Genomic DNA, 18761 nt, shown 5'->3' with positions numbered 1-18761 from the left:
GGACGGTGGCGGCCCAGTAGTCGGAGGGAAGGGGCGTCGAGTTCCCGCACTCCGGAGTGACCTGCGTCACAAGATGCTTCGTGGCATCCTGGCGCGATGGCAACTCCGAGTCACCCCGCGCCCCTTGCCGAGCTGGTCGAGGAACTCCTGGCCACGGGCGGCCCGCTGCCGATCGTGGCGGCCGGCGCACCCGTGCTGCGGCTCGGCACCGAGCGCTACGACGGCCAGCTGGACGCCGGGCTCCTGGCCCGCTTCGTCGAGGCACTACGTGTGACCATGCACGCGGCGCCCGGGGTGGGCCTGGCCGCCCCGCAGGTCGGAGTGCCGCTGCGCGTCGCGGTCGTGGAGGACCCGGCGCCCGTACCGGAGGAGATCCGGCTGGCGCGCGGGCGGGTGCCGCTGCCGTTCCGGGTCCTGGTCAATCCCTCGTACGAGCCCGTCGGCACCGCGCGGGTGGGGTTCTTCGAGGGGTGCCTGAGCGTGCCGGGGTGGCAGGCCGTGGTGGCGCGGCCCGCCGAGGTGAGGCTGAGGTGCGAGGACGAGCGGGGCCGCGCGGTCGACGAGGTGTTCGGCGGCTGGCCCGCGCGGATCGTGCAGCACGAGACGGACCACCTCGACGGCACGCTCTACCTCGACCGCGCTGAGCCGCGCTCACTGTCCTCCAACCAGGCCGTATCCGAGCGCTGGACGCAGCCGACGCCGGAGCGGGCGGCCGCGTCCCTCGGTTTCGAGCTGCCCGGCTGACGGGCGGCGGGCGCCCGGCGCAAGCCTGCTCGGCCCCGCCGGGCGGCGACGGAAGGGAACGCGGCGGCGCTTTCTTCGGCTCCCGCTGCCCGCGCCGAGCGCCCCGGTCCAGGCGGACCCTTGGGGCGCGCGCCCCGCGAACGCCGCCCGTCAGTTGTCCCGGTACGCCTCCAGCAGCCGCAGCCACACCTCGCTGATCGTAGGGTACGACGGGACCGCGTGCCACAGCCTGCTGATCGGTACCTGGCCGGCGACCGCGATCGTCGCGGAGTGGATCAGTTCGCCGACGCTGGGTCCGACGAAGGTGACGCCGAGGAGGATCTCGCGTTCCAGGTCGACGACCATCCGGGCCCGCCCCCGGTAGTTGTCGCCGTAGAGGCCGGCGCCCGACACTGAGCCGAGGTCGTAGTCGACCGCGCGGACGCGGTGGCCCGCCTGCTCGGCCTCCGCCAGGGAGAGGCCCACGGCGGCGGCCTCCGGGTCGGTGAAGACGACCTGGGGCACGGCGTCGTGGTCGGCGGTAGCGGTATGGGCGCCCCACGGGTCCGCCTGGACCGGGGCTCCCGAGGCACGGGCGGAGATCGCGGCGCCGGCGATGCGGCCCTGGTACTTGCCCTGGTGGGTGAGGAGCGCGCGGTGGTTGACGTCGCCGACCGCGTAGAGCCAGTCGCTGCCGGTGACGCGGAGGCTGTCGTCGACCTCCAGCCAGCTGCCGGGCTCCAGGCCGATGGTGTCGAGGCCGATGTCGTCGGTGTGCGGGGCGCGTCCGGTGGCGAAGAGGATCTCGTCGGCCTCGATGCGGTCGCCGGTGCCGGTGACGACCACGACGGTGCCGTTCTCCCGGGTCACCGACGCGACCGAGGTGCCGGTGCGGACGTCTACGCCGGCCTCGGTGAGCGCCTCGGCGACGAGTTCGCCCGCGAACGGCTCCATGCGGTTGAGCAGGCCCTTGCCGCGCACGAGGAGGGTGACCCGGGAGCCGAGGGCCTGCCAGGCCGTGGCCATCTCGGTGGCCACCACTCCCCCGCCGACCACGACGAGCCGGCCGGGAGCCGCCTTGGCGCTGGTGGCCTCGCGGCTGGTCCAGGGCCTGACCTCGTCGAGGTCCGGCAGGTCCGGCAGGACGGCGCGGGTGCCGGTGCAGACGGCCACGGCGTGCCGGGCGGTGAGCACCTTCTGCGTGCCGTCAGGAGCGGTGACCGTGACCGTGCGCTCTCCGCTGAGGCGGCCGTGGCCGCGGTGCAGGTCGGCGCCGATGCCCTCCAGCCAGCCGACCTGGCCGTCGTCCTTCCAGTCCGAGGCCCAGTAGTCCCGGCGGGCGAGGACCGCGGCCGCGTCGAGGGGGCCCTGCACCGAGGCGCTCAGGCCCGGCAGGCGGCGCGCGTCCGCCTGCGCGATCACCGGCCGCAGCAGGGCCTTGCTGGGCATACAGGCCCAGTAGGAGCACTCGCCGCCGACCAGCTCGCTCTCCACGACCGCGGTGGAGAGGCCGGCCGCGCGGGTGCGGTCGGCCACGTTCTCCCCCACGGGCCCGGCACCGAGCACCACTACGTCGTAGGTGCTGTGGGCGATGTTTTCCGTTTCCGTCATGGGCCCAGTCTGGTGGGTGGTGTGCGTTCGGGCCACCAGGGGTACGCGCGCCGCGACGCACGGAATATGTGCCCGACCGGGCGTGTTGTCCCGACGGTTTCCCCGATACCAGGAAGAGGGTTCGCGCAATGAGCAGCACCGTGGAGCTCACCAAGGAGAACTTCGACCAGACGGTCACGGACAACGAGTTCGTCCTGATCGACTTCTGGGCGTCCTGGTGCGGACCTTGCCGCCAGTTCGCGCCGGTCTACGAGAAGGCCGCCGAGGAGAACCCCGACCTGGTGTTCGGCAAGGTGGACACCGAGGCGCAGCCGGAGCTGGCCGCCGCCTTCGGTATCCAGTCGATCCCGACCCTGATGATCGTCCGCGACCAGGTCGCCGTCTTCGCCCAGCCGGGCGCGCTGCCCGAGTCCGCCCTGACGGACGTCATCGGGCAGGCCCGCAAGCTCGACATGGACGAGGTCCGCAAGTCGGTGGCCGCCCAGCAGGCGCAGGCCGAGCAGAACGACCAGTAACCCCTAGAAGGGGTACGTCGCCACGTCCGCGCGTACCGTCGTCCAGCGCACGTCGGTGAAGGCCTCCACATTGGCCTCACCGCCGAAGCGCGCGCCGGTGCCGGACGCGGCGATGCCGCCGAAGGGCGCTACCGCCTCGTCGTTCACCGTCTGGTCGTTGATGTGCACGATGCCGGTCGGGATCCGCTCGGCCAGGTCGAGGCCGCGGGCCGCGTCCCCGGTGACGATGCCGAGCGAGAGGCCGTAGGGCCCCGCCGCGGCGAGCGCCGCCGCCTCGTCGACGGTGCTGAAGGACCGTACGGGCGCGACGGGCCCGAAGACCTCCTCCGCGTAGGCGGGTGTGCTGTCGTCGAGGCCCGCGAGAACCGTCGGGCGGTAGAAGAGCTTCTCGTGGGTGCCGCCGGCGGCCAGCTTGGCGCCCTGCGCGGTGCTGGCGTCGACCAGTCCGCGCACCTTGGCGAGCTGGTGGTCGTCGATGATCGGCCCGAGGTGGACCTGCGCCACGTTGGGGTCGCCGACGGCGAGGGAGTCGGCCTTCGCCGCCAGCCGCTCGACGTACTCCTCGTACAGCGAGGCGTGGACCAGGTGGCGCCCCGTCGTCATGCAGATCTGGCCCTGGTGGAAGAAGGATCCCCAGGCCGCCGTGGAGATCACGGCCTCGATGTCGGCGTCCTCCAGGACGATCAGGGCGGAGTTGCCGCCCAGTTCCAGGTGGGCGCGCTTGAGGTGGCGTCCGGCCGCCTCCCCCACCGCACGGCCCGCCGCGGTGGACCCGGTGAAGGAGATGACGGGGACCCGCGGGTCGGCGACCAGGGCCTGGCCGACGTCGGGGCCGCCGGGCAGGACATGGAAGAGTCCCTCGGGCAGCCCGGCCTCGGCGAGGACCGCGGCGAGCGAGAGGCCGCCGCAGACCGCGGTGCGCGGGTCCGGCTTGAGGATCACCGCGTTGCCGAGGGCGAGGGCCGGGGCGACCGAGCGGATCGAGAGGATCAGCGGGGCGTTGAAGGGCGAGATGACGCCGACGACACCGACCGGGACCCGGCGGGTGTACGACAGCCTCGCGGCCTCGCTGGGCAGCACCTGGCCGGCGGGGCGGGAGGCGAGGGCGGCGGCCTCGTAGCACTCCTGGGCGGCCACGTGCAGCTCGAAGTCGGCCTTTCCGGGGATGGAGCCGGACTCCCGGACGAGCCATCCGCGCAGTTCGTCGGCGTGCGCGGCGAACAGGTCACCGGCCTTGCGCAGCACCCCGGCCCGGACGAAGTGCGGGAGCCGGGCCCACTCGGCCTGGGCGGCGCGGGCGGCCTCGGCGGCGCGCTCCACGTCCGCGCCGCCGGCGAGGGTGACCGTGGCGAGGGTGTCGCCGGTGGCGGGTTCGGTGACCGCGTACTCAGGTCCCGACAGGGGGTGGGGCTGCCAGCTCTTGGGGTCGAGCAACGACATGACGGCTCTCCGTTCGATCACCGGTGGGACTCACCCGGGGAGCGGTAGTCCCGTGTAGTTCGCGGCCAGTTCGGCGGCCGCATGGCGGGATGCGGTGATGCGGCGCAGCCGGGCGAGCTGCATCCGGCTCTCGAAGGCATCCCCATTTGGTTGAGCATGCAACATCCTAGTCATGTCGTCCGAGAAACGCGTGGTCTGCCACACACGAGAAAGACACAACTCCGAATATTCGTCGATCAGTTGTGCAGATCCGGTGCGTTGCAGACCGATCAGGGCCCGGGCGAGGACGGACACGTCCGACACGGCGAGGTTGAGCCCCTTGGCCCCGGTCGGCGGCACGATGTGCGCGGCGTCCCCGGCGAGCAGGAGACGACCGTGGCGCATCGGCTCGTGGACGTAACTGCGCATCGGCGTCACGGACTTGGCGGTGATCGGCCCTCTGGCGAGGGTCCAGTCGGCGTCGATCGCGAAGCGCGCGGAGAGCTCGTCCCAGATCCGCTCGTCGGACCAGTCCTCGGCGTCGGTGCCGTTGGGGACCTGGAGGTAGAGCCGGGAGACCAGGGGCGAGCGCATGCTGTGCAGCGCGAAGCCGCGCTCCCCGCGGGCGTAGATCAACTCGTCGCAGGACGGGGCGACGTCGGCGAGGATCCCGAGCCAGGAGTACGGGTATTCGTGCGCGTACGTCCTGCTCGTCGCCGCCGGGAAGGCCGCGCGGGAGATGCCGTGGAAGCCGTCGCAGCCCGCGATCCAGTCGCAGGCCAGCGTCTGTTCGCGCCCCTCGTGCCGGAACCGCACGAGGGGGGCCTCGCTCTCCGGCCGCTCGACCGCCAGGGCCTCCGCCTCGAACAACAGCGGCGGCCCCTCAGCCAGTTGGAGCGCTACCAGGTCCTTCACGATCTCGGTCTGGGCGTAGACGGTGACCGTGCGACCGCCGGTGAGGACGGGGAAGTCCAGGTGGTGCCGCTCGCCCGCGAAGCGCAGCTCGATGCCCTGGTGGACGAGCCCCTCGGCGTCCAGACGCCCGGCGGCGCCGCACGCGCGCAGGGCGTCGACCGTCCCCTGCTCCAGCATCCCGGCGCGCTGGCGGTGCTCGACGTACTCGCGCGTCCGGCTCTCCAGGACCACGCAGTCGATGCCGGCCAGGTGCAGCAGACGGGCGAGGAGCAGTCCTGCGGGGCCGCCCCCGATGATCCCGACCGTGGTGCGCATGGCAGGCTCCCTGCGTCAGCTGGAGTCGCGGTGCACGACCGTGGCACCCAGCACCGTGTGCGTCTCGGTCGCGGCGCCCGGTTCGCGCACCGCGCGGTCGACCAGTTCGGCGAGGTCACGGCCCGACGGGAGCTCCAGGTGGACCGTGCTCAGCCGGGGCCGCAGCAGCCGCCCGAGGAGCAGGTCGTCGGCTCCGATCACCGCCGTGTCCTCCGGTATGCGCACGCCCTCGTCCTGGAGGGCCCGCATTAACAGCATCGCGTATTCGTCGTTGTACGCGAACACGGCGTCCAGACCGAGCTCCCGCCAGCGGACGGCGAGCTTGGCCGCGGACTGCTCCTCGAAGGCGAGGGGCAGTTCCGTGAGGGTGGCGTCCGTCCCGTGCAGGGCCCTGCGCACACCGGCCAGACGGGGCAGCGAGAATGCCTCAAGACCGGTCTCCTCGGGCACCACGACGCCGATACGGCGCCGGCCGCGGGCGTACAGATGGGCGGCGGCGCTGTGGCCGACGCCCGCGTGGTCCATGAGCAGGGCGTGGGCCCCCTCGACCGCCTCGGGACCGAGGGTGACCACCGCGCGGGCCCCGGAGCGGCGGAGCAGGGCCACTCCCTGCGGGCCCAGTCCGGCGCCGGGCACCAGCACGGCGACCGGGCGCAGCTCGGCCCAGGCGCGGGCGGCCTCGTCACCCTGGAGGCCGACGCTGCCGTACTGCACGACGGTGTAGTCCAGCCGGCCGAGGGCCCACTGGAGTTCGCTGATGAACTGGCTGTAGAGCGGGCCGACCGGGATGGACGGGGCGGGCATCAGGACCATCCGGCTGTGACCGGCACGGAGGCTGCGGGCGGCCGCGTGCGGCACGTACCCGAGTTCCTTCGCCGCCGCGTGGACACGGCGGCGCGTGGGCTCGCTGATCCGGACGGCGCTGGTGTTGTTGAGGACGTAGGAGACGGTCGCGCGCGAGACGCCGGCCACGCGGGCCACATCGGCGCTCGTGGGAACCGGGCGCGTGACGGAGGACGCGGACGTGTTCTGTATCTGCACCATGACGGTCGTCATCTTTGCAGAACCTGTGACGACGCCCACATGTGGGGTTGCCGCCCGGTTCAGCGCACCGGATCGGTGCCGGTCACCCGGGCGACGAGGTCGTTCCAGCCGGCTTCCAGTCGCTCCAGCGGCATTCCGCACTGCCGGGTGAGGTGGTGGACGAGGGCCGGGTCGAGGTACGCCAGCAGCGTGTGGGCCAGGAGCTCGCAGTCCGCTTCCGGGAGGACCTGCCGCAGCAGCATGGCGATGTGCAGGTGCAGCGCGCGGCTCGAGGGGTGGGAGTGGCGGCGGGTCGGCTCCGACTGCGCGGCCAGCAGCAGGTCCAGCTGTTCGGCGGAGCGGTACAGCAAGGCCACGCCGAGCGCCCGCAGCCGGTCCACCGGAGGGGCGCCGGGGCCCAGCGGCGGGGGGCCGCCGATGAAGTCCGCCTGGAGCGTGCGCGCGGAGTGGTCCAGCAGCGCCATGAGCAGTCCGGTGCGGTCGCCGAAGCGCCGGAAGACCGTGCCCTTGCCGACGCCGGCCGCCGTGGCCACCGCCTCCATGGTGACGCCCGCGACGCCGTGCTCCGCGATCAGCCGGGTCGCGGCCTCCAGCAGCCGGGCACGGTTGCGGGCCGCGTCGGCGCGCAGGCAGGGCTCGTCGGCCGCGGAGCCGACCTCCAGAAGTCGGGGCCCCTCGACGGGCTCCGGAGGCTTCGGGAAGGGCGGCAGGGTCGCGGACATGAAGCCAGCGTAAAGCATGGGAAGAAAACTGGACCTCGGTCCGTTTGAGATGTTAAGAATTAAACGGACCCCGGTCCGGAACGTTACCGCCGTGTTTCACCACCCCCTGGAGTCAGACATGTCCGTTCGCATCCTTGCGCTCGTCGGATCCCTTCGCGCCGGTTCGCACAACCGTCAGCTCGCCGAGGCGGCCGTCAAGCACGCCCCCGAGGGCGCGCAGGTCGTGCTCCACGAGGGCCTCGCCGAGATCCCCTTCTACAACGAGGACATCGACGTCGAGGGCAGCGTCCCCGCGGCCGCCGCTCAGCTGCGCGAGGCCGCGCTGGCCGCCGACGCGTTCCTGCTGTTCGTTCCCGAGTACAACGGCACCATCCCCGCCGTCCTCAAGAACGCCATCGACTGGCTGTCTCGCCCGTACGGCGCCGGTGCCTTCGGCGGCAAGCCGGTCGCCGTGGTCGGTACCGCGTTCGGCCAGTTCGGCGGCGTGTGGGCGCAGGACGAGACCCGCAAGGCCGTGGGCATCGCCGGCGGCAAGGTCCTGGAGGACGTCAAGCTGTCCATCCCGGGCTCCGTGGTCCGCTTCGCCGAGACCCACCCGGCCGACGACGCCGAGGTCGCCGCCCAGCTGCGGGAGGTCTTGGCGCAGGTGCACGGCTACACGAGCGAGGCCGTGGCGGCCTGAACCCGCGGCGCCTGAACAGGTTTCCGACAGGGGCCGGAGTGTGGGGGCACTCCGGCCCCTGTCGTGTGGCGCCTGCCGGCCGGTGGGGCTCCGAGGTGCGCCCGCCTCACGACGCCTCAGGCAGCCGCCGTGGGCGCCAGCTCCCGGAGAACCTCCAGTGCCGCCGCGACCGCCGGCCGCTCCCGCGCTCCGGCTCGCGTGCAGGTCAGCAGCCTTCTGTGCGGGTTGCCCGCGCAACGGACCCGCGCGATCCCCAGCCCTGGCGTCAGGTGGGCCAGGCGGGGGATCAGGGCCACGCCGAGGCGGTGGGCGACCAGGTGGGCGGTGACGTTCCAGTCCCGGGCGTGGTGGACCACGCCCGGGGTGAAGCCGGCCGCGCCGCAGGCCGACATGACGTGGGTGCGGCAGGGGCTGTCCGCGAAGGGGGCGATCCAGTCATCGTGGGCCGCCTCGGCGAGATCCGCCCTCTCGCGGCCGGCCAGCGGATGACCGGCGGGTACGACGAGGTCGAACGGGTCGTCCAGCAGCGGCTGCTGGTCGTAGCGCGGGTCGCTCATGGGCGGGTTGTGCGGGGTCGCCTCCACGACCGCCAGGTCGATCTCCCCCTCGAAGAGCAGGTCGAAGCTCTCCGGTACGCCCGCCTCCTGGACGCTGACGGTCAGCCTGCGGTACCGCTCGCCCAACCGGGCCGCCATCGGGGCGAGCAGCGCCGACACGGCCACGGACAGACCGCCGACCCGCAGCGGTCCCGCGGGCTCGCCGTGGTCGGAGCGCAGATCGAGTTCGGCCTGTTCCCAGCGGGCCTGAATGGCGTCGGCGTGCGCGAGCAGGCTCTCGGCGGCCGGGGTGAGCCGGATGCCGCGGCCCTGGGGTTCGAGGAGGTCGACGCCGAGATCGCGGGCCAGCTGGCGGATCTGCTGGGAGGCGGCGGACGGGGTGAAGTGCAGGGCACGGGCGGCCGCGGTGACCGTGCCGTAATGGGCGACCGCCCTCAGGACGTGGAGCCGGCGCAGGTCAATCATGAAGCCCACGCTTCAAGGTGACGTCCGGTAAGTCAACCTGGACCTGAACGAAGACCCCGCCGCATCCTGGACCGTGTCGCGACGGCCCTGCACGGTTTCGAGGTTCGAGGAGTCACCATGACCAGCACGCCCCGCGCCGTCTGCCCGCACTGCGGCTGGCCGGACGGCGCCGAGCCCTTCCAGGTGGTGTCACGGCACGGCACGGCGACGGGCGGGACGGCGTGGACTCGCTGCGCGTGCGGCTCCCTGCAGGTCCGCGTCACGGACGGCTGCGGGACCCGGGTCGTCTCCCGCAGCCGCCCCTCCGCCGCGCGGGCGGGTTAGTCCAGGTCCGCGAGCCGTCGTACGGCCGGTGCCGTGAAGCGTTCGATCCACTGCGCGGGCGCGCCGGTGCTCGGGGCGAGGATGACGGTGTCGATGCCGAGCTTGGCGTAACCGCTGATGTCGTGAAGGAAGGCGTCCAGGTCGCCCTCGTCGGCAGCCTCGCCCGAGTAGGTGATCGTCCTGCGGATCTCGTCGTAGTCCCGCCCCTCGGCATCGCAGTGCCGGCGCAGCACGTCGAGCTTGTGCGTGACCTCCTGCGGCGAGGTGGCGAAGAGATTGCAGGCGTCGCCGTGGCGGGCGACCAGGCGGAGCGTCTTCTTCTCACCGCCGCCGCCGATCATGATCTCCGGGTGCGGGCTGCTGACCGGGGCCGGTACGCACCGGGTCTCGGCGAGCCGGTAGTGGGTGCCCTCGAAGGGGCCGTTCGCCGCCGGGTCCCACATCTGCAGACAGATCCGCAGGGCCTCCTCCAGCCGCTCGAAGCGCTCCGCGAGGGGCGGGAAGGGCACGCCGAGGCCCTCGTGCTCCCGGTCGTACCAGGCGGCCCCGATACCGAGGGCCGCCCGGCCGCCGGAGAGCACGTCGAGCGTGGTCGCGATCTTGGCGAGCAGGCCGGGGTGGCGGTACGTCACCCCGGTGACCAGCGCGCCGAGCCGGACGGTCTCGGTGTGGGCCGCGAGGAACGCCAGGGTCGTGTACGCCTCCAGCATCGGGTCCTCGGCGCCGCCGTTGAACTCCATCTGGAAGTAGTGGTCCATCACCGACAGCCAGCTCACCCCGGCCGCCTCCGCGGCCCTGCCCGAGGCGGCGAGCTCGGCACCCAGAGCGGGTGCGCCCGCGGGATGGTCGAACCGGTTGATGTGCACACCCACACGCATGTCCGTCTCCGTTCACGGGACCGTCGCCGACCGTGCCGACGCTAGGACCTGGAGTGCTCTCGAAGTCAAGGGCGGGCGTGGCGCCCGGGTCGGATAGTTGCGTGCGCGCTATAGAAGCCGACGCCGGAAATTTCATTGATGCAATATCCTGGGCGTATCCGTATCGGGACGGAGGAAGCAGGCCCCATGACCGCCACAGACCCCTCGCTCACCGCCCTCGCCCAGGGCTGGTGCGCGCTCTCGCTGCTGCACGGGCGGATCGAGGCCCACATCGAGAAGGCCCTGCAGTCCGCCCACGACCTCAGCGTGCGCGAGTACTCCCTGCTCGACGTCCTGGGCCGCCAGCACGACGGGGAGGGCGGACACCTGCAGATGAAACAGGTCGCCGACGCCGTCGTCCTCAGCCAGAGCGCCACCACCCGCCTGGTCACCCGCCTCGAGGACCGCGGCCTGCTCGCCCGCTACCTCTGCCCCACCGACCGCCGCGGCATCTACACCGACGTCACCGACACCGGCCGCACCCTGCTCGAACAGGCCCGCCCCACCAACGAGAAGGCCCTGCGCGAGGCCCTCGACCAGGCCGCCGACACCCCCGAACTCGCCCCGCTCGTCAGGGCGTTGGAATCCCTCGGCGCACCCGCCTGAGCAGGTGCCCGGGCCGACGGCTCCGGGAGGAACCGCCGTCGGCCGCCCTGGTCGAGGCGTCCCGGCACCGGGCCGGGTGATCGTTGACACCGTCTCGGCTCCGGCCGTACAAAGAGCCGCATGAGCGTGCCGCAGCCTCCCCTGTCCGGGATCACGGTGGTCAGCCTGGAGCAGGCCGTGGCCGCGCCCTACGCGACCCGTCAGCTCGCCGACCTCGGCGCCCGGGTGATCAAGGTCGAGCGGCCGGGCGACGGTGACTTCGCCCGCCGCTACGACACCACCGTGCACGGCCACTCCAGCTACTTCGTGTGGCTCAACCGGTCCAAGGAGTCGCTCACCCTGGACCTGAAGGACCCGCGCGGCATCGAGATCCTGCACCGGCTCCTCGACGGCGCCGACGTGTTCGTCCAGAACCTGGCTCCCGGCGCGGCCGACCGGCTGGGCCTCGGCGTGGATGTCCTCGCCGAGCGCCTGCCGCGGCTGATCCCGTGCACGATCTCCGGATACGGCACGGACGGGCCGTGGGCCGACCGCAAGGCGTACGACCTGCTGGTGCAGTGCCAGACGGGCCTGGTGTCGCTGACCGGGACCGCGCAGGAGACCGCTCGGGTCGGCATCTCCGTCGCCGACATCGCGGCCGGGATGTACGCCTACAGCGGCATCCTGACCGCCCTGTACACCCGCGCCACGACCGGCAGAGCGCACCCGGTCCAGGTGTCCCTGTTCGAGGCACTGGCCGAGTGGATGAGCCAGCCGGCCAATTACACGCGCTACGGCGGCAGTCAGCCGCCGCGGCTGGGCACCCAGCACGCCACCATCGCCCCGTACGGCGCTTTCACGGCCGCCGACGGCAAGGACGTGCTGTTCTCCATCCAGAACGAACGCGAGTGGGCCGCCCTGTGCGACGCCTTCCTGCGGCGGCCCGAGCTGGCCGGGGATCCGCGCTTCGCGACCGGCTCCGCCCGGGTCGCCCACCGCGAGGAGCTCAACGCCGTGGTCGCCGAACGGATCGCGCGCTCCGGGGCCACGCAGGTGCTGCGGGACCTGGAAGGGATCGGCATCGCCTGCGCGGGCGTCAACGACGTGGCGGCGTTCCTCGACCATCCGGTCCTGGCCGCCCGCGGCCGCTGGCAGGAGGTCGCCGTCCCGGGCGGGGCCACGGTGGAGGCGCTGCTGCCGCCGGCCGACCTCGCGGGGGTGCCGGCCCGCATGGATCCGGTTCCGGCGGTGGGCGAGCACACTGAGATGATCCTGAAGGAACTGGGCCGGACCGGCGACGACATCGCCGCGCTGCGTGCCGACCGGGTGGTCTGAGCCCCGGGACCGAGAGGCCGTACGGCTGTCCCGGGACGCGGAGTACGTTCAGCCGCGCGTCACCACGGCAGGCGGCCCTTTGCGTCGAAGTAGCCGCCGGTCGGCCCGTCCGGGGTGATCCGCGCCATGCGGACGATGATCTCGGCGCCCTCCGCCACGGTCTGGGTGCCCGTGTTGCCGTTCAGGTCGGTCCGGGTGAATCCGGGCTCCACGGAGTTGATCCGCATGGCCGGGAACGCCTTCGCGTACTGCACGGTGAGCATGTTGACCGCGGCCTTGGACGTCGGATAGGCGATGCCGGGATAGAAGTGCGCGGGGTGGTCCGGGTCGGACAGGTGGGTCAGCGAGCCGAGGCCGCTGCTGACGTTGACCACCACGGGGGCGGCCGAACGCTGGAGGAGCGGCAGGAAGGCGTGCAGGACGCGGACGACACCGAAGACGTTCATCTCGAAGGTGGTGCGCATCTGGTCGGCGGTCACGGTGGCCGCGACGGGCACGCTGTTGTCCTCGGTCCGGGTCTCGATCCCCGCGTTGTTGACCAGGACGTCCAGACCGCCCGCCGCCTCCAGGGTCTTGGCCGCGGCCTCCACGGAGGCGTCGTCGGTGACGTCGAGCTGGACGAAGCGCGCGCCGAGTTCGTCGGCGGCGCGCCGGCCGCGCTCGGCGTCGCGGGCGCCGACGTGGACGGTGTGGCCCGCGGCCACGAGCCGGCGGGCGGTCTCGAAGCCGAGACCCTTGTTCGCTCCGGTGATGAGTGTGGTCGTCATGCCACCCAGGCTGCTGCGGCGCGGCGGGATCAGCCAGAAGACCCTTTTTCCTGGGAACGGCGGTACCAGGCACATCCGGGGCCGGCGGTGTTCACTGAGGACCATGGCGGCTACAGAACTGGGACAGGCGCTGCGGCGCTGGCGCGAGCGGGTCCCGCCGGACGCGGCCGGGCTGCCCTCGGGCGGCCGGCGGCGCGCGGCCGGGCTGCGGCGCGAGGAGCTGGCCCTGCTGGCCGGTATCTCGGTCGACTACGTGACCCGTCTCGAACAGGGGCTTGCGGCCAACCCGTCCGTGCAGGTCGTCGAGGCGCTGGCCCGGGCGCTGCGGCTCTCGGGGGACGAACGCACGTACCTGTTCGGTCTCGCGGGTCTGGTGCCGCCCGGCCCGGAGGTCGTGCCCGCGTTCATCACATCCAGTGTGCAGCGGCTGCTGGATCGGCTGGTCGACACCCCGGTCGCGGTCTCCGACGCGGCCATGACGCTGCTGCTGGCCAACCCGGTGTACGCGGCCCTGATGGGTGACCCGTCCGCCCTGCGGGGCTTCGAACGCAACGGCGTGTGGCGCAACTTCACGGGGATGCCGCCCCGGGTGCGGCACACCCCCGAGGAACGGCGTGCCTTCGAGGCGGGCCTGGTCTCCGAACTGCGCGCGGCCGCCGCCCGCTATCCCGGCGACCGCCAACTCTCCTCCATGATCGCGCAGTTGCGCACCCGGAGCGGGCGCTTCGCCGAACTGTGGGACGCCGGGGTGGTGGGCCGGCTCGCCACCTCGCACAAGACGATCGAGCATCCGCAGGTCGGCACGCTCACCCTCGACTGCGACCTGCTCCGGGTGGAGGAGAACGACCTCCACATCCTCGTGTACTCGGCCGAGCCCGGCACCGAGGCCGCCGAGAAGCTGCGGCTGGTCTCGGTGCTGGGCACGCAGAGCCTGACGGAGAGCGGCTAGCCCCGCTGCTCCTCGGTGAGGATCCTGACGTCCCAGGGCCCGAGGGTCACCCCCGCCGGGTGCATCTCGTCCGTCAGCACGTCCCGTGCGGGGGCCGGCAGGGCGACGGACACCGTCTGCCACGACCAGTTGTGCAGGAAGCGGACGCGGCGGCCGTCGCGCGCGGTGGCCGAGGTCGCGGTGACGCTCGGGGGCTCCGGGCGCCAGGCGGCGGGCGCGGCCCACTCGAAGACGGCCCGGGCGAAGGCGGGTCCGGGAACCGTGCCCACGTAGGTGATCCGGCCCGCGCCGTGCCGGTGGGTGGTGGCGGCGGGCCAGCGGCCGAAGTGGGGGTGGTCATAGGCCGCCAACTCCTCGGCCCCCTGCGGCCGCAGACCGTCGGCCCAGTGCAGGGCACGCGCCTCGGCGGGCAGTGTGAGGGTTCCGGTGCCGGTCACCGGCAGCGGGGCGCCCAGGTTGCTGAACTCGTCGTACGTCACCCCGGCCGCCTCCGCGAGCCGTCCGGGCTGTACGTCGGTGCGCGCCCTCGCCTCCGTGTCGCCGTAGCCGGTGCGGGGCCCCAGGACCAGGTGGCCGCCCGCCTCGGCATAGCCCTTGAGGAAGTGCAGGGTCTCGTCGTCGGCGGCGTAGAAGGCGGGGACGACGAGGACCTGGGGCAGTTCGGCCGTCGGGAGCTGCCCGGGGTGCAGGATGCGCGCCTGGAGCCCGGCGTCGAAGGCGCCCCGGTAGAAGGCGTCGAAGACCGTCTCGTACGACCGCCCGTCCGGGCCCCCGTCGGGTGTGGCCAGCGGTGGTTGTGCCTGGAGTGCCCACTTGCTGGGGCCGTCGTACAGGAAGGCGACGTCGGCGTCCGGGGTAAGGGCCGCCACCAGGTCGCCGGCCTTCTCCAACTCGGCGCCCAGCGCGGCGAGTTCCCCGTACACGCGGCCCGGGCGGCCGTTGTGCGGGAGGATCCCGCCCCAGTAGGTCTCGGCGCCGAAGTGCAGGGTGTGCCAATGCCAGTACTCGATCATCGAGGCGCCACGGGAGATCAACGCCCAGGCGGCCTGACGCCATTGGCCGTCGTAGGCGGGGCGGTTGTTCCACGGGTAGCCGATGGCCTGGGCGTTGGTCTCCGTGACCAGGAACGGCTCCTGGCGGGAGGAGTACATGCGGTCGGCGCTGCGGTACAGCGCCCAGGTGCCGTTGGTCGTCCAGTCCTGCCCGTCGCCGCCGCGGCCGGGCAGGGCGAGTGCGTCCTGCATCGTGTAGTACGGGTTGCCCGCGGTGACGTCGAGTCCCGCGGTGAGCCTGTCGTCCTCGATGCCGGGGCGGTCGTAGGAGATGCAGGTGGTGACGAACTGGCCGGGGCGGGCGTACTCGCGCACGATGTCCGCCTGCCAGGAGATGAACTCGGTGACCAGCCGCGCCTGGAAGCGCCGCCAGGCCAGGTCGTACTGCGGCTGGACATTGCCGTCGGGAGTCCACAGGTCGGCCCAGGTGGACAGCCGGTGCGACCAGTAGACCAGGCCCCACTCGCGGTTGAGGGTCTCCACGTCGCCGTACTTCGCGCGCAGTTCGTCGGTGAAGCGCTGGAACACGCCGTGGTTGTGGAGGAGGTGCAGGCCCGGTTCGTTGTCGACCTGCCAGCCGATGACCGCCGGGTGTCCGGCGTACCGGGCGACGATCTTCCGGATGATCCGTTCGGCGTGGAAGCGGAAGGCCGGGTGGGTGAAGTCGACCTCCTGCCGGGCGCCCCAGCCGATGCGCCGGCCGGTGCCGGACTCCCCCGCGATCTCCGGGTACTGCCGGGCCAGCCACGGCGGCACGGCGTACGTCGGTGTCCCCAGGATCACCGAGATGCCCCGCTCGTGGGCGCCGTCGAGGACCGGCTGGAGCCAGTCGAGGTCGAAGCGGCCGTTCTCCGGTTCCCAGGTCGACCACACGGACTCGCCGACGCGGATCACCGTGAAGCGTGCCTCGGCCATCAGGTCGAGGTCGTCCTTCAGCCGCTCGTGCGGCTGGTACTCGTGGTAGTAGGCGGCGCCGAACAGGACCCGGGGTGGAAGCTCGAACATCCTTCTCCAATACGGTGGTTGTGGGGATCAGCCCTTGACGGCACCCGTGGACAGCCCTTCGAGGAGCTGCTTGCGCAGGATCACGAAGAGGGCGACCGCGGGGACCACGGCGACGACGGCTCCGGCGAGCACGAGGTCGTACTGCCGTTGTTCGGAAACGAAGAGGGTCTGCAGGCCGAGCGGCAGCGTGTACCGGGAGCTGTCGGAGACCAGCACCAACGGCCACAGGAAGCTGTTGTAGCTCTGGGCAGCACGATCGTGCGGAAGATGCCGAACGCGGGCGCCACCCAGGGCACGATCAGTGCGCACCACGGGCTGCCGAGCCCGGTCCTGACGAGGATCACGAACAACGGGACCAGGATCACCGCGAACGGCACCGACAGCGAGCTGAACATCACGCCGAACAGCAGCCATCTCCCGGCGCAGCGGAACTTGGCGAAGAAGATGTCGCCGCGCGGCTTGAAGGAGGCGCTCAGCGCCCACAGCAGCAAGACTAGCGTGCCGTACAGGGGGGATGCGGGTGCGCGTCATGCGGACGTCCTCCCGATGCCGAGGAGTCGGTTGAGGATCTGACTGAGGCCGAAGACCAGGACGAACAGCACCACGGCCGCGGCCGCCGGGAAGCCGAACGGCCGGCGCTGGAGGGCGGCCCGGTAGATGAACATCGTGACGGAGAGCGTGGATTCGCCCGGTCCGCCGCCGGTCAGCAGGTACGGCTCCTCGAAGATCTGGGCGCTGGCCCGCGGCGGGATGCGCCGCGGGCCGTCACGCCGACGGGTCAGCGAAGGGACGGTGCGGATCTGCGTGCCGGGCCGCTGGAGGCCCGTATGGTCAACTCGGTTGCGATGTGGGTGTGTTCGGGCGGGACCGGGCTGCCCTCGATCATGGCGATCAGCACGTCGACGGCCCGGTCCGCGACCGCGGGGAAGTTCTGGCGGACGGTGGTCAGGGGCGGGGAGAGATAGGCGGCCGCGGGGATGTCGTCGAAGCCGACGACGCTGACGTCCCCGGGGGCGGACAGGCCGGCGTCGGCGAACGCCCGCAGCGCGCCGATCGCCATGTCGTCGTTGGCGGCGAACACGGCGGTCACGTCGGAGAGTTGGGCGAGCTGACGTCCGGCCGCGTAACCGGAGGCGGGCGTCCAGTCGCCCTCGGCCGGCAGGGGCGGTTCGGGGGCGCCGGCGGCCGCGAGGGCCTCCCGCCAGCCGCGCGCACGGTCACGGGCGGCCCCCCAGTCGTGGGGGCCGGGGATGTGCCAGACGGTCCGGTGTCCCAGTGACAGCAGGTGCTCGGTGGCCTCCCGGGCGGCGGCGCACCCGTCCGCGTCCACGACGACGGCGCCCGCCCCCTGGCCTGCCTCGACGCCCGTGCCGAGGCTCACCACGGGCACGTCCGCGCTGAGCCGGAGGGGTGTGCCGTCGTCGATCGGCTCGGACAGCACGATCCCGTCCACGCCCTGTTCGAGGAGCGCTTCCACGGCTACCTGGACCGGCTGTCCCTCCAGGGTGCCGGCCAGGGTGAAGGAGTAGCCGGCCCGGTGCATGGCCCGCTCCAGGGCGAGGAGCAGGGTGGCGGGGCCGTAGAGCGCGCTGCCGAGCGAGACGACGCCGATGCGCCGGTAGCGGCCGAGGAGCAGGGCGCGCGCCGCGTTGTTCGGGCGGTACCCCAGCTCCTGTACGGCCCGGAGCACGCGGTCGCGCACCTCCGGGCTGACGTGCGGCTCACCGTTGACGACCCGCGACACGGTCTTCTGCGAGACACCGGCGGCCCGCGCGACCTCGGTCATGCCGGGGCCGCGCTTCGGGCGTCCCGATCCGGTGGCCGACATGCGCGCTCCTCGCCCTGGATCTCTTGACTACGTAGTCATGCAGGACCGCGGGTTTCCGTCGGAGGTGCATGACTACGTAGTCAGGACTGTGACAGCCGGACCGGGCCGCGTCAATGGTGTGTACGGCATCGGACACGGGGCGGTAGCCGGCCGGCCGCGCCTTCAGTACCCGTACCGGCTCTTCAGGTGGCGCCAGAAGTCGCGCAGCATCCACTTGTCGAAGTCGGTGATCCGGGTCGCGCTGCCCGCGTTCATCAGGAAGCAGCACTGGCCGGTCGGGGTCCAGTCGTAGAAGTCGTCGAGGCCGAAGGTGTGGCCGACCTCGTGGAGATAGATGTGGATGTCCTCCTGGGCGAGGGCCCCGGTGAAGTACTCCTGGCCGACGCGCTGGCCCCAGTCCCCGCCGGCGCCGCCCTGGAAGCCCCTGGTGAGCCACAGCGACTGGTCGTAGTGGCGGGCCGCGCCGCCCGGGCATTTCGCGTAGTTGCCGTCCTGATGGAAGAAGCGGCCACAGTCCGGGGCGCACTGCGGGGCGCCGCCGGAGTCGAGGTTCCCGGCGTAGACGTCGACGGAGTTGTCGGTCCACTGCAGGGTCGAGCGGTTCTTCACCGCCCAGCCGACGATGTTGACGGGCACGGTGGTGTACGGCCAGGCGTTGGTGCCGGTGCCGTTGTCGAGCATGGCTGCCGCCCACTTGCCGAACTGCTTCTTCAGCGCGGCGTGGACCTGGTCGCGCAGGGCGGCGCTGACCGGGGCGTCGGACTCCCAGCGGACGCAGTAGTTGACGCTTCCCTTGTTGGCAACGACCTGGTCCCAGCCGTAGTTGCGGAAGCCGTAGAGGTCGGGGTAGGTCGACTCGACGTGGTTCCACACCTCGTTCAGGGGCTGGACGAGGTTGGCGGGCGGGTTCCAGTTGTCCGCCGCCTGAGCCGGCGTCGCCGTGACAGCGGGGGCGGCGAACACCGCGAGCAGGGTGGCGAGGACGGTGACGAGACGCACGACGCGGGTGCGCATGGGGTGAACTCCCTTCG

The 18761-nt window shown here is 72.3% G+C and carries 20 protein-coding genes; 7 read left to right on the top strand and 13 right to left on the bottom strand.

What is annotated here, in order from left to right:
* Positions 1 to 96: 96 nt before the first annotated feature.
* Positions 97 to 744 carry a peptide deformylase gene (locus EHS43_RS15630; RefSeq protein WP_125191375.1) on the top strand — a complete coding sequence of 216 codons (648 nt, stop codon included), beginning with the start codon at positions 97 to 99 and terminating at the stop codon, positions 742 to 744.
* 150 nt (positions 745 to 894) lie between these two features.
* On the opposite strand, the gene EHS43_RS15625 is transcribed toward EHS43_RS15630, so the two are convergent.
* Positions 895 to 2334: an NAD(P)/FAD-dependent oxidoreductase gene (locus tag EHS43_RS15625; RefSeq protein ID WP_125191374.1), complete on the bottom strand. Its 1440-nt coding sequence runs from the start codon at positions 2332 to 2334 to the stop codon at positions 895 to 897.
* A 68-nt stretch (positions 2335 to 2402) separates the two neighbouring features.
* Between EHS43_RS15625 and trxA the strand changes: the two genes are divergently transcribed.
* Positions 2403 to 2849 (top strand): thioredoxin, encoded by a 447-nt coding sequence (gene trxA, locus EHS43_RS15620; protein WP_125191373.1) that lies wholly within the window; start codon positions 2403 to 2405, stop codon positions 2847 to 2849.
* Between the two features lie 3 nt (positions 2850 to 2852).
* Here the strand turns inward: trxA and EHS43_RS15615 are convergent, their stop codons facing one another.
* The 4 genes from EHS43_RS15615 to EHS43_RS15600 are packed head-to-tail and all read right to left on the bottom strand — an operon-like array spanning position 2853 to position 7282.
* Positions 2853 to 4289, bottom strand: a complete 1437-nt coding sequence (locus EHS43_RS15615) for an aldehyde dehydrogenase family protein (RefSeq protein WP_125191372.1) — start codon at positions 4287 to 4289, stop codon at positions 2853 to 2855.
* Between the two features lie 30 nt (positions 4290 to 4319).
* Positions 4320 to 5498 (bottom strand): 4-hydroxybenzoate 3-monooxygenase, encoded by a 1179-nt coding sequence (locus EHS43_RS15610; RefSeq protein WP_125191371.1) that lies wholly within the window; start codon positions 5496 to 5498, stop codon positions 4320 to 4322.
* A gap of 15 nt (positions 5499 to 5513) precedes the next feature.
* Positions 5514 to 6554, bottom strand: coding sequence for a LacI family DNA-binding transcriptional regulator (locus EHS43_RS15605; RefSeq protein WP_125191370.1), 1041 nt, complete (start codon positions 6552 to 6554; stop codon positions 5514 to 5516).
* A gap of 47 nt (positions 6555 to 6601) precedes the next feature.
* Positions 6602 to 7282 (bottom strand): TetR/AcrR family transcriptional regulator, encoded by a 681-nt coding sequence (locus EHS43_RS15600; RefSeq protein ID WP_125191369.1) that lies wholly within the window; start codon positions 7280 to 7282, stop codon positions 6602 to 6604.
* 100 nt (positions 7283 to 7382) lie between these two features.
* On the opposite strand from EHS43_RS15600, the gene EHS43_RS15595 reads away from it, so the two are divergent.
* Positions 7383 to 7946 carry an NAD(P)H-dependent oxidoreductase gene (locus EHS43_RS15595; protein ID WP_125191368.1) on the top strand — a complete coding sequence of 188 codons (564 nt, stop codon included), beginning with the start codon at positions 7383 to 7385 and terminating at the stop codon, positions 7944 to 7946.
* A gap of 116 nt (positions 7947 to 8062) precedes the next feature.
* Here the strand turns inward: EHS43_RS15595 and EHS43_RS15590 are convergent, their stop codons facing one another.
* The gene (locus EHS43_RS15590) at positions 8063 to 8968 is read right to left on the bottom strand and encodes a LysR family transcriptional regulator (RefSeq protein WP_125191367.1); all 906 of its coding nucleotides are present in this window, start codon (positions 8966 to 8968) and stop codon (positions 8063 to 8065) included.
* Positions 8969 to 9085: 117 nt separating this feature from the next.
* On the opposite strand from EHS43_RS15590, the gene EHS43_RS15585 reads away from it, so the two are divergent.
* Positions 9086 to 9292, top strand: coding sequence for a hypothetical protein (locus EHS43_RS15585; protein ID WP_125191366.1), 207 nt, complete (start codon positions 9086 to 9088; stop codon positions 9290 to 9292).
* Here EHS43_RS15585 and EHS43_RS15580 read toward each other — a convergent pair.
* Positions 9289 to 10170 carry an LLM class F420-dependent oxidoreductase gene (locus tag EHS43_RS15580; RefSeq protein WP_125191365.1) on the bottom strand — a complete coding sequence of 294 codons (882 nt, stop codon included), beginning with the start codon at positions 10168 to 10170 and terminating at the stop codon, positions 9289 to 9291. The genes EHS43_RS15585 and EHS43_RS15580 overlap by 4 nt on opposite strands.
* A 186-nt stretch (positions 10171 to 10356) precedes the next feature.
* Here EHS43_RS15580 and EHS43_RS15575 point away from each other — a divergent pair, with 186 nt between their 5' ends.
* Both EHS43_RS15575 and EHS43_RS15570 read left to right on the top strand, forming a co-directional pair.
* On the top strand, positions 10357 to 10815 hold the full coding sequence (locus EHS43_RS15575; RefSeq protein ID WP_125191364.1) for a MarR family winged helix-turn-helix transcriptional regulator: 459 nt from the start codon (positions 10357 to 10359) through the stop codon (positions 10813 to 10815).
* 120 nt (positions 10816 to 10935) lie between these two features.
* The gene (locus tag EHS43_RS15570) at positions 10936 to 12129 is read left to right on the top strand and encodes a CaiB/BaiF CoA-transferase family protein (protein ID WP_125191363.1); all 1194 of its coding nucleotides are present in this window, start codon (positions 10936 to 10938) and stop codon (positions 12127 to 12129) included.
* A gap of 59 nt (positions 12130 to 12188) precedes the next feature.
* Here the strand turns inward: EHS43_RS15570 and EHS43_RS15565 are convergent, their stop codons facing one another.
* Positions 12189 to 12896, bottom strand: coding sequence for an SDR family oxidoreductase (locus EHS43_RS15565; protein WP_125191362.1), 708 nt, complete (start codon positions 12894 to 12896; stop codon positions 12189 to 12191).
* Positions 12897 to 12999: 103 nt separating this feature from the next.
* On the opposite strand from EHS43_RS15565, the gene EHS43_RS15560 reads away from it, so the two are divergent.
* Positions 13000 to 13845, top strand: a complete 846-nt coding sequence (locus tag EHS43_RS15560) for a helix-turn-helix transcriptional regulator (RefSeq protein WP_125191361.1) — start codon at positions 13000 to 13002, stop codon at positions 13843 to 13845.
* On the opposite strand, the gene EHS43_RS15555 is transcribed toward EHS43_RS15560, so the two are convergent.
* The 5 genes from EHS43_RS15555 to EHS43_RS15535 all read right to left on the bottom strand — a co-directional run bounded on the left by EHS43_RS15555 (position 13842) and on the right by EHS43_RS15535 (position 18744).
* A complete protein-coding gene (locus tag EHS43_RS15555; protein ID WP_125191360.1) occupies positions 13842 to 15902 on the bottom strand; it encodes a beta-galactosidase in 2061 nt (686 codons plus the stop codon). The two genes, EHS43_RS15560 and EHS43_RS15555, sit on opposite strands and share 4 nt — an antisense overlap.
* A gap of 27 nt (positions 15903 to 15929) precedes the next feature.
* Complete coding sequence (locus EHS43_RS47730) at positions 15930 to 16211, bottom strand: hypothetical protein (RefSeq protein ID WP_260470547.1); 282 nt, start codon at positions 16209 to 16211, stop codon at positions 15930 to 15932.
* Positions 16212 to 16429: 218 nt separating this feature from the next.
* Complete coding sequence (locus EHS43_RS15545; RefSeq protein WP_185806266.1) at positions 16430 to 16567, bottom strand: hypothetical protein; 138 nt, start codon at positions 16565 to 16567, stop codon at positions 16430 to 16432.
* A 113-nt stretch (positions 16568 to 16680) separates the two neighbouring features.
* Complete coding sequence (locus EHS43_RS15540; RefSeq protein ID WP_260470546.1) at positions 16681 to 17730, bottom strand: LacI family DNA-binding transcriptional regulator; 1050 nt, start codon at positions 17728 to 17730, stop codon at positions 16681 to 16683.
* A gap of 162 nt (positions 17731 to 17892) precedes the next feature.
* Positions 17893 to 18744 (bottom strand): hypothetical protein, encoded by an 852-nt coding sequence (locus tag EHS43_RS15535; protein WP_125191359.1) that lies wholly within the window; start codon positions 18742 to 18744, stop codon positions 17893 to 17895.
* Positions 18745 to 18761 lie beyond the last annotated feature (17 nt).

It is taken from the genome of Streptomyces sp. RP5T, from assembly GCF_003933965.1.
In the GTDB taxonomy this organism is placed as follows: domain Bacteria; phylum Actinomycetota; class Actinomycetes; order Streptomycetales; family Streptomycetaceae; genus Streptomyces.
Note: the sequence above shows the minus strand (reverse complement) of the source record. Positions and strands in the feature narration are given on the sequence as shown.

Bases quoted from the DNA above. Each gene is read 5' to 3' on its own strand.
- EHS43_RS15625 (WP_125191374.1), bottom strand. From the start codon at position 2,334: ATGACGGAAACGGAAAACATCGCCCACAGCACCTACGACGTAGTGGTG.
- EHS43_RS15560 (WP_125191361.1), top strand. From the start codon at position 13,000: ATGGCGGCTACAGAACTGGGACAGGCGCTGCGGCGCTGGCGCGAGCGG.
- EHS43_RS15585 (WP_125191366.1), top strand. From the start codon at position 9,086: ATGACCAGCACGCCCCGCGCCGTCTGCCCGCACTGCGGCTGGCCGGAC.
- EHS43_RS15555 (WP_125191360.1), bottom strand. From the start codon at position 15,902: ATGTTCGAGCTTCCACCCCGGGTCCTGTTCGGCGCCGCCTACTACCAC.
- EHS43_RS15540 (WP_260470546.1), bottom strand. From the start codon at position 17,730: ATGTCGGCCACCGGATCGGGACGCCCGAAGCGCGGCCCCGGCATGACC.
- EHS43_RS15580 (WP_125191365.1), bottom strand. From the start codon at position 10,170: ATGCGTGTGGGTGTGCACATCAACCGGTTCGACCATCCCGCGGGCGCA.
- EHS43_RS15630 (WP_125191375.1), top strand. From the start codon at position 97: ATGGCAACTCCGAGTCACCCCGCGCCCCTTGCCGAGCTGGTCGAGGAA.
- EHS43_RS15590 (WP_125191367.1), bottom strand. From the start codon at position 8,968: ATGATTGACCTGCGCCGGCTCCACGTCCTGAGGGCGGTCGCCCATTAC.
- EHS43_RS15605 (WP_125191370.1), bottom strand. From the start codon at position 6,554: ATGACGACCGTCATGGTGCAGATACAGAACACGTCCGCGTCCTCCGTC.
- EHS43_RS15610 (WP_125191371.1), bottom strand. From the start codon at position 5,498: ATGCGCACCACGGTCGGGATCATCGGGGGCGGCCCCGCAGGACTGCTC.
- EHS43_RS15575 (WP_125191364.1), top strand. From the start codon at position 10,357: ATGACCGCCACAGACCCCTCGCTCACCGCCCTCGCCCAGGGCTGGTGC.
- EHS43_RS15535 (WP_125191359.1), bottom strand. From the start codon at position 18,744: ATGCGCACCCGCGTCGTGCGTCTCGTCACCGTCCTCGCCACCCTGCTC.
- EHS43_RS15570 (WP_125191363.1), top strand. From the start codon at position 10,936: ATGAGCGTGCCGCAGCCTCCCCTGTCCGGGATCACGGTGGTCAGCCTG.
- EHS43_RS15545 (WP_185806266.1), bottom strand. From the start codon at position 16,567: ATGTTCATCTACCGGGCCGCCCTCCAGCGCCGGCCGTTCGGCTTCCCG.
- EHS43_RS15595 (WP_125191368.1), top strand. From the start codon at position 7,383: ATGTCCGTTCGCATCCTTGCGCTCGTCGGATCCCTTCGCGCCGGTTCG.
- EHS43_RS15565 (WP_125191362.1), bottom strand. From the start codon at position 12,896: ATGACGACCACACTCATCACCGGAGCGAACAAGGGTCTCGGCTTCGAG.
- EHS43_RS15600 (WP_125191369.1), bottom strand. From the start codon at position 7,282: ATGCTTTACGCTGGCTTCATGTCCGCGACCCTGCCGCCCTTCCCGAAG.
- EHS43_RS15615 (WP_125191372.1), bottom strand. From the start codon at position 4,289: ATGTCGTTGCTCGACCCCAAGAGCTGGCAGCCCCACCCCCTGTCGGGA.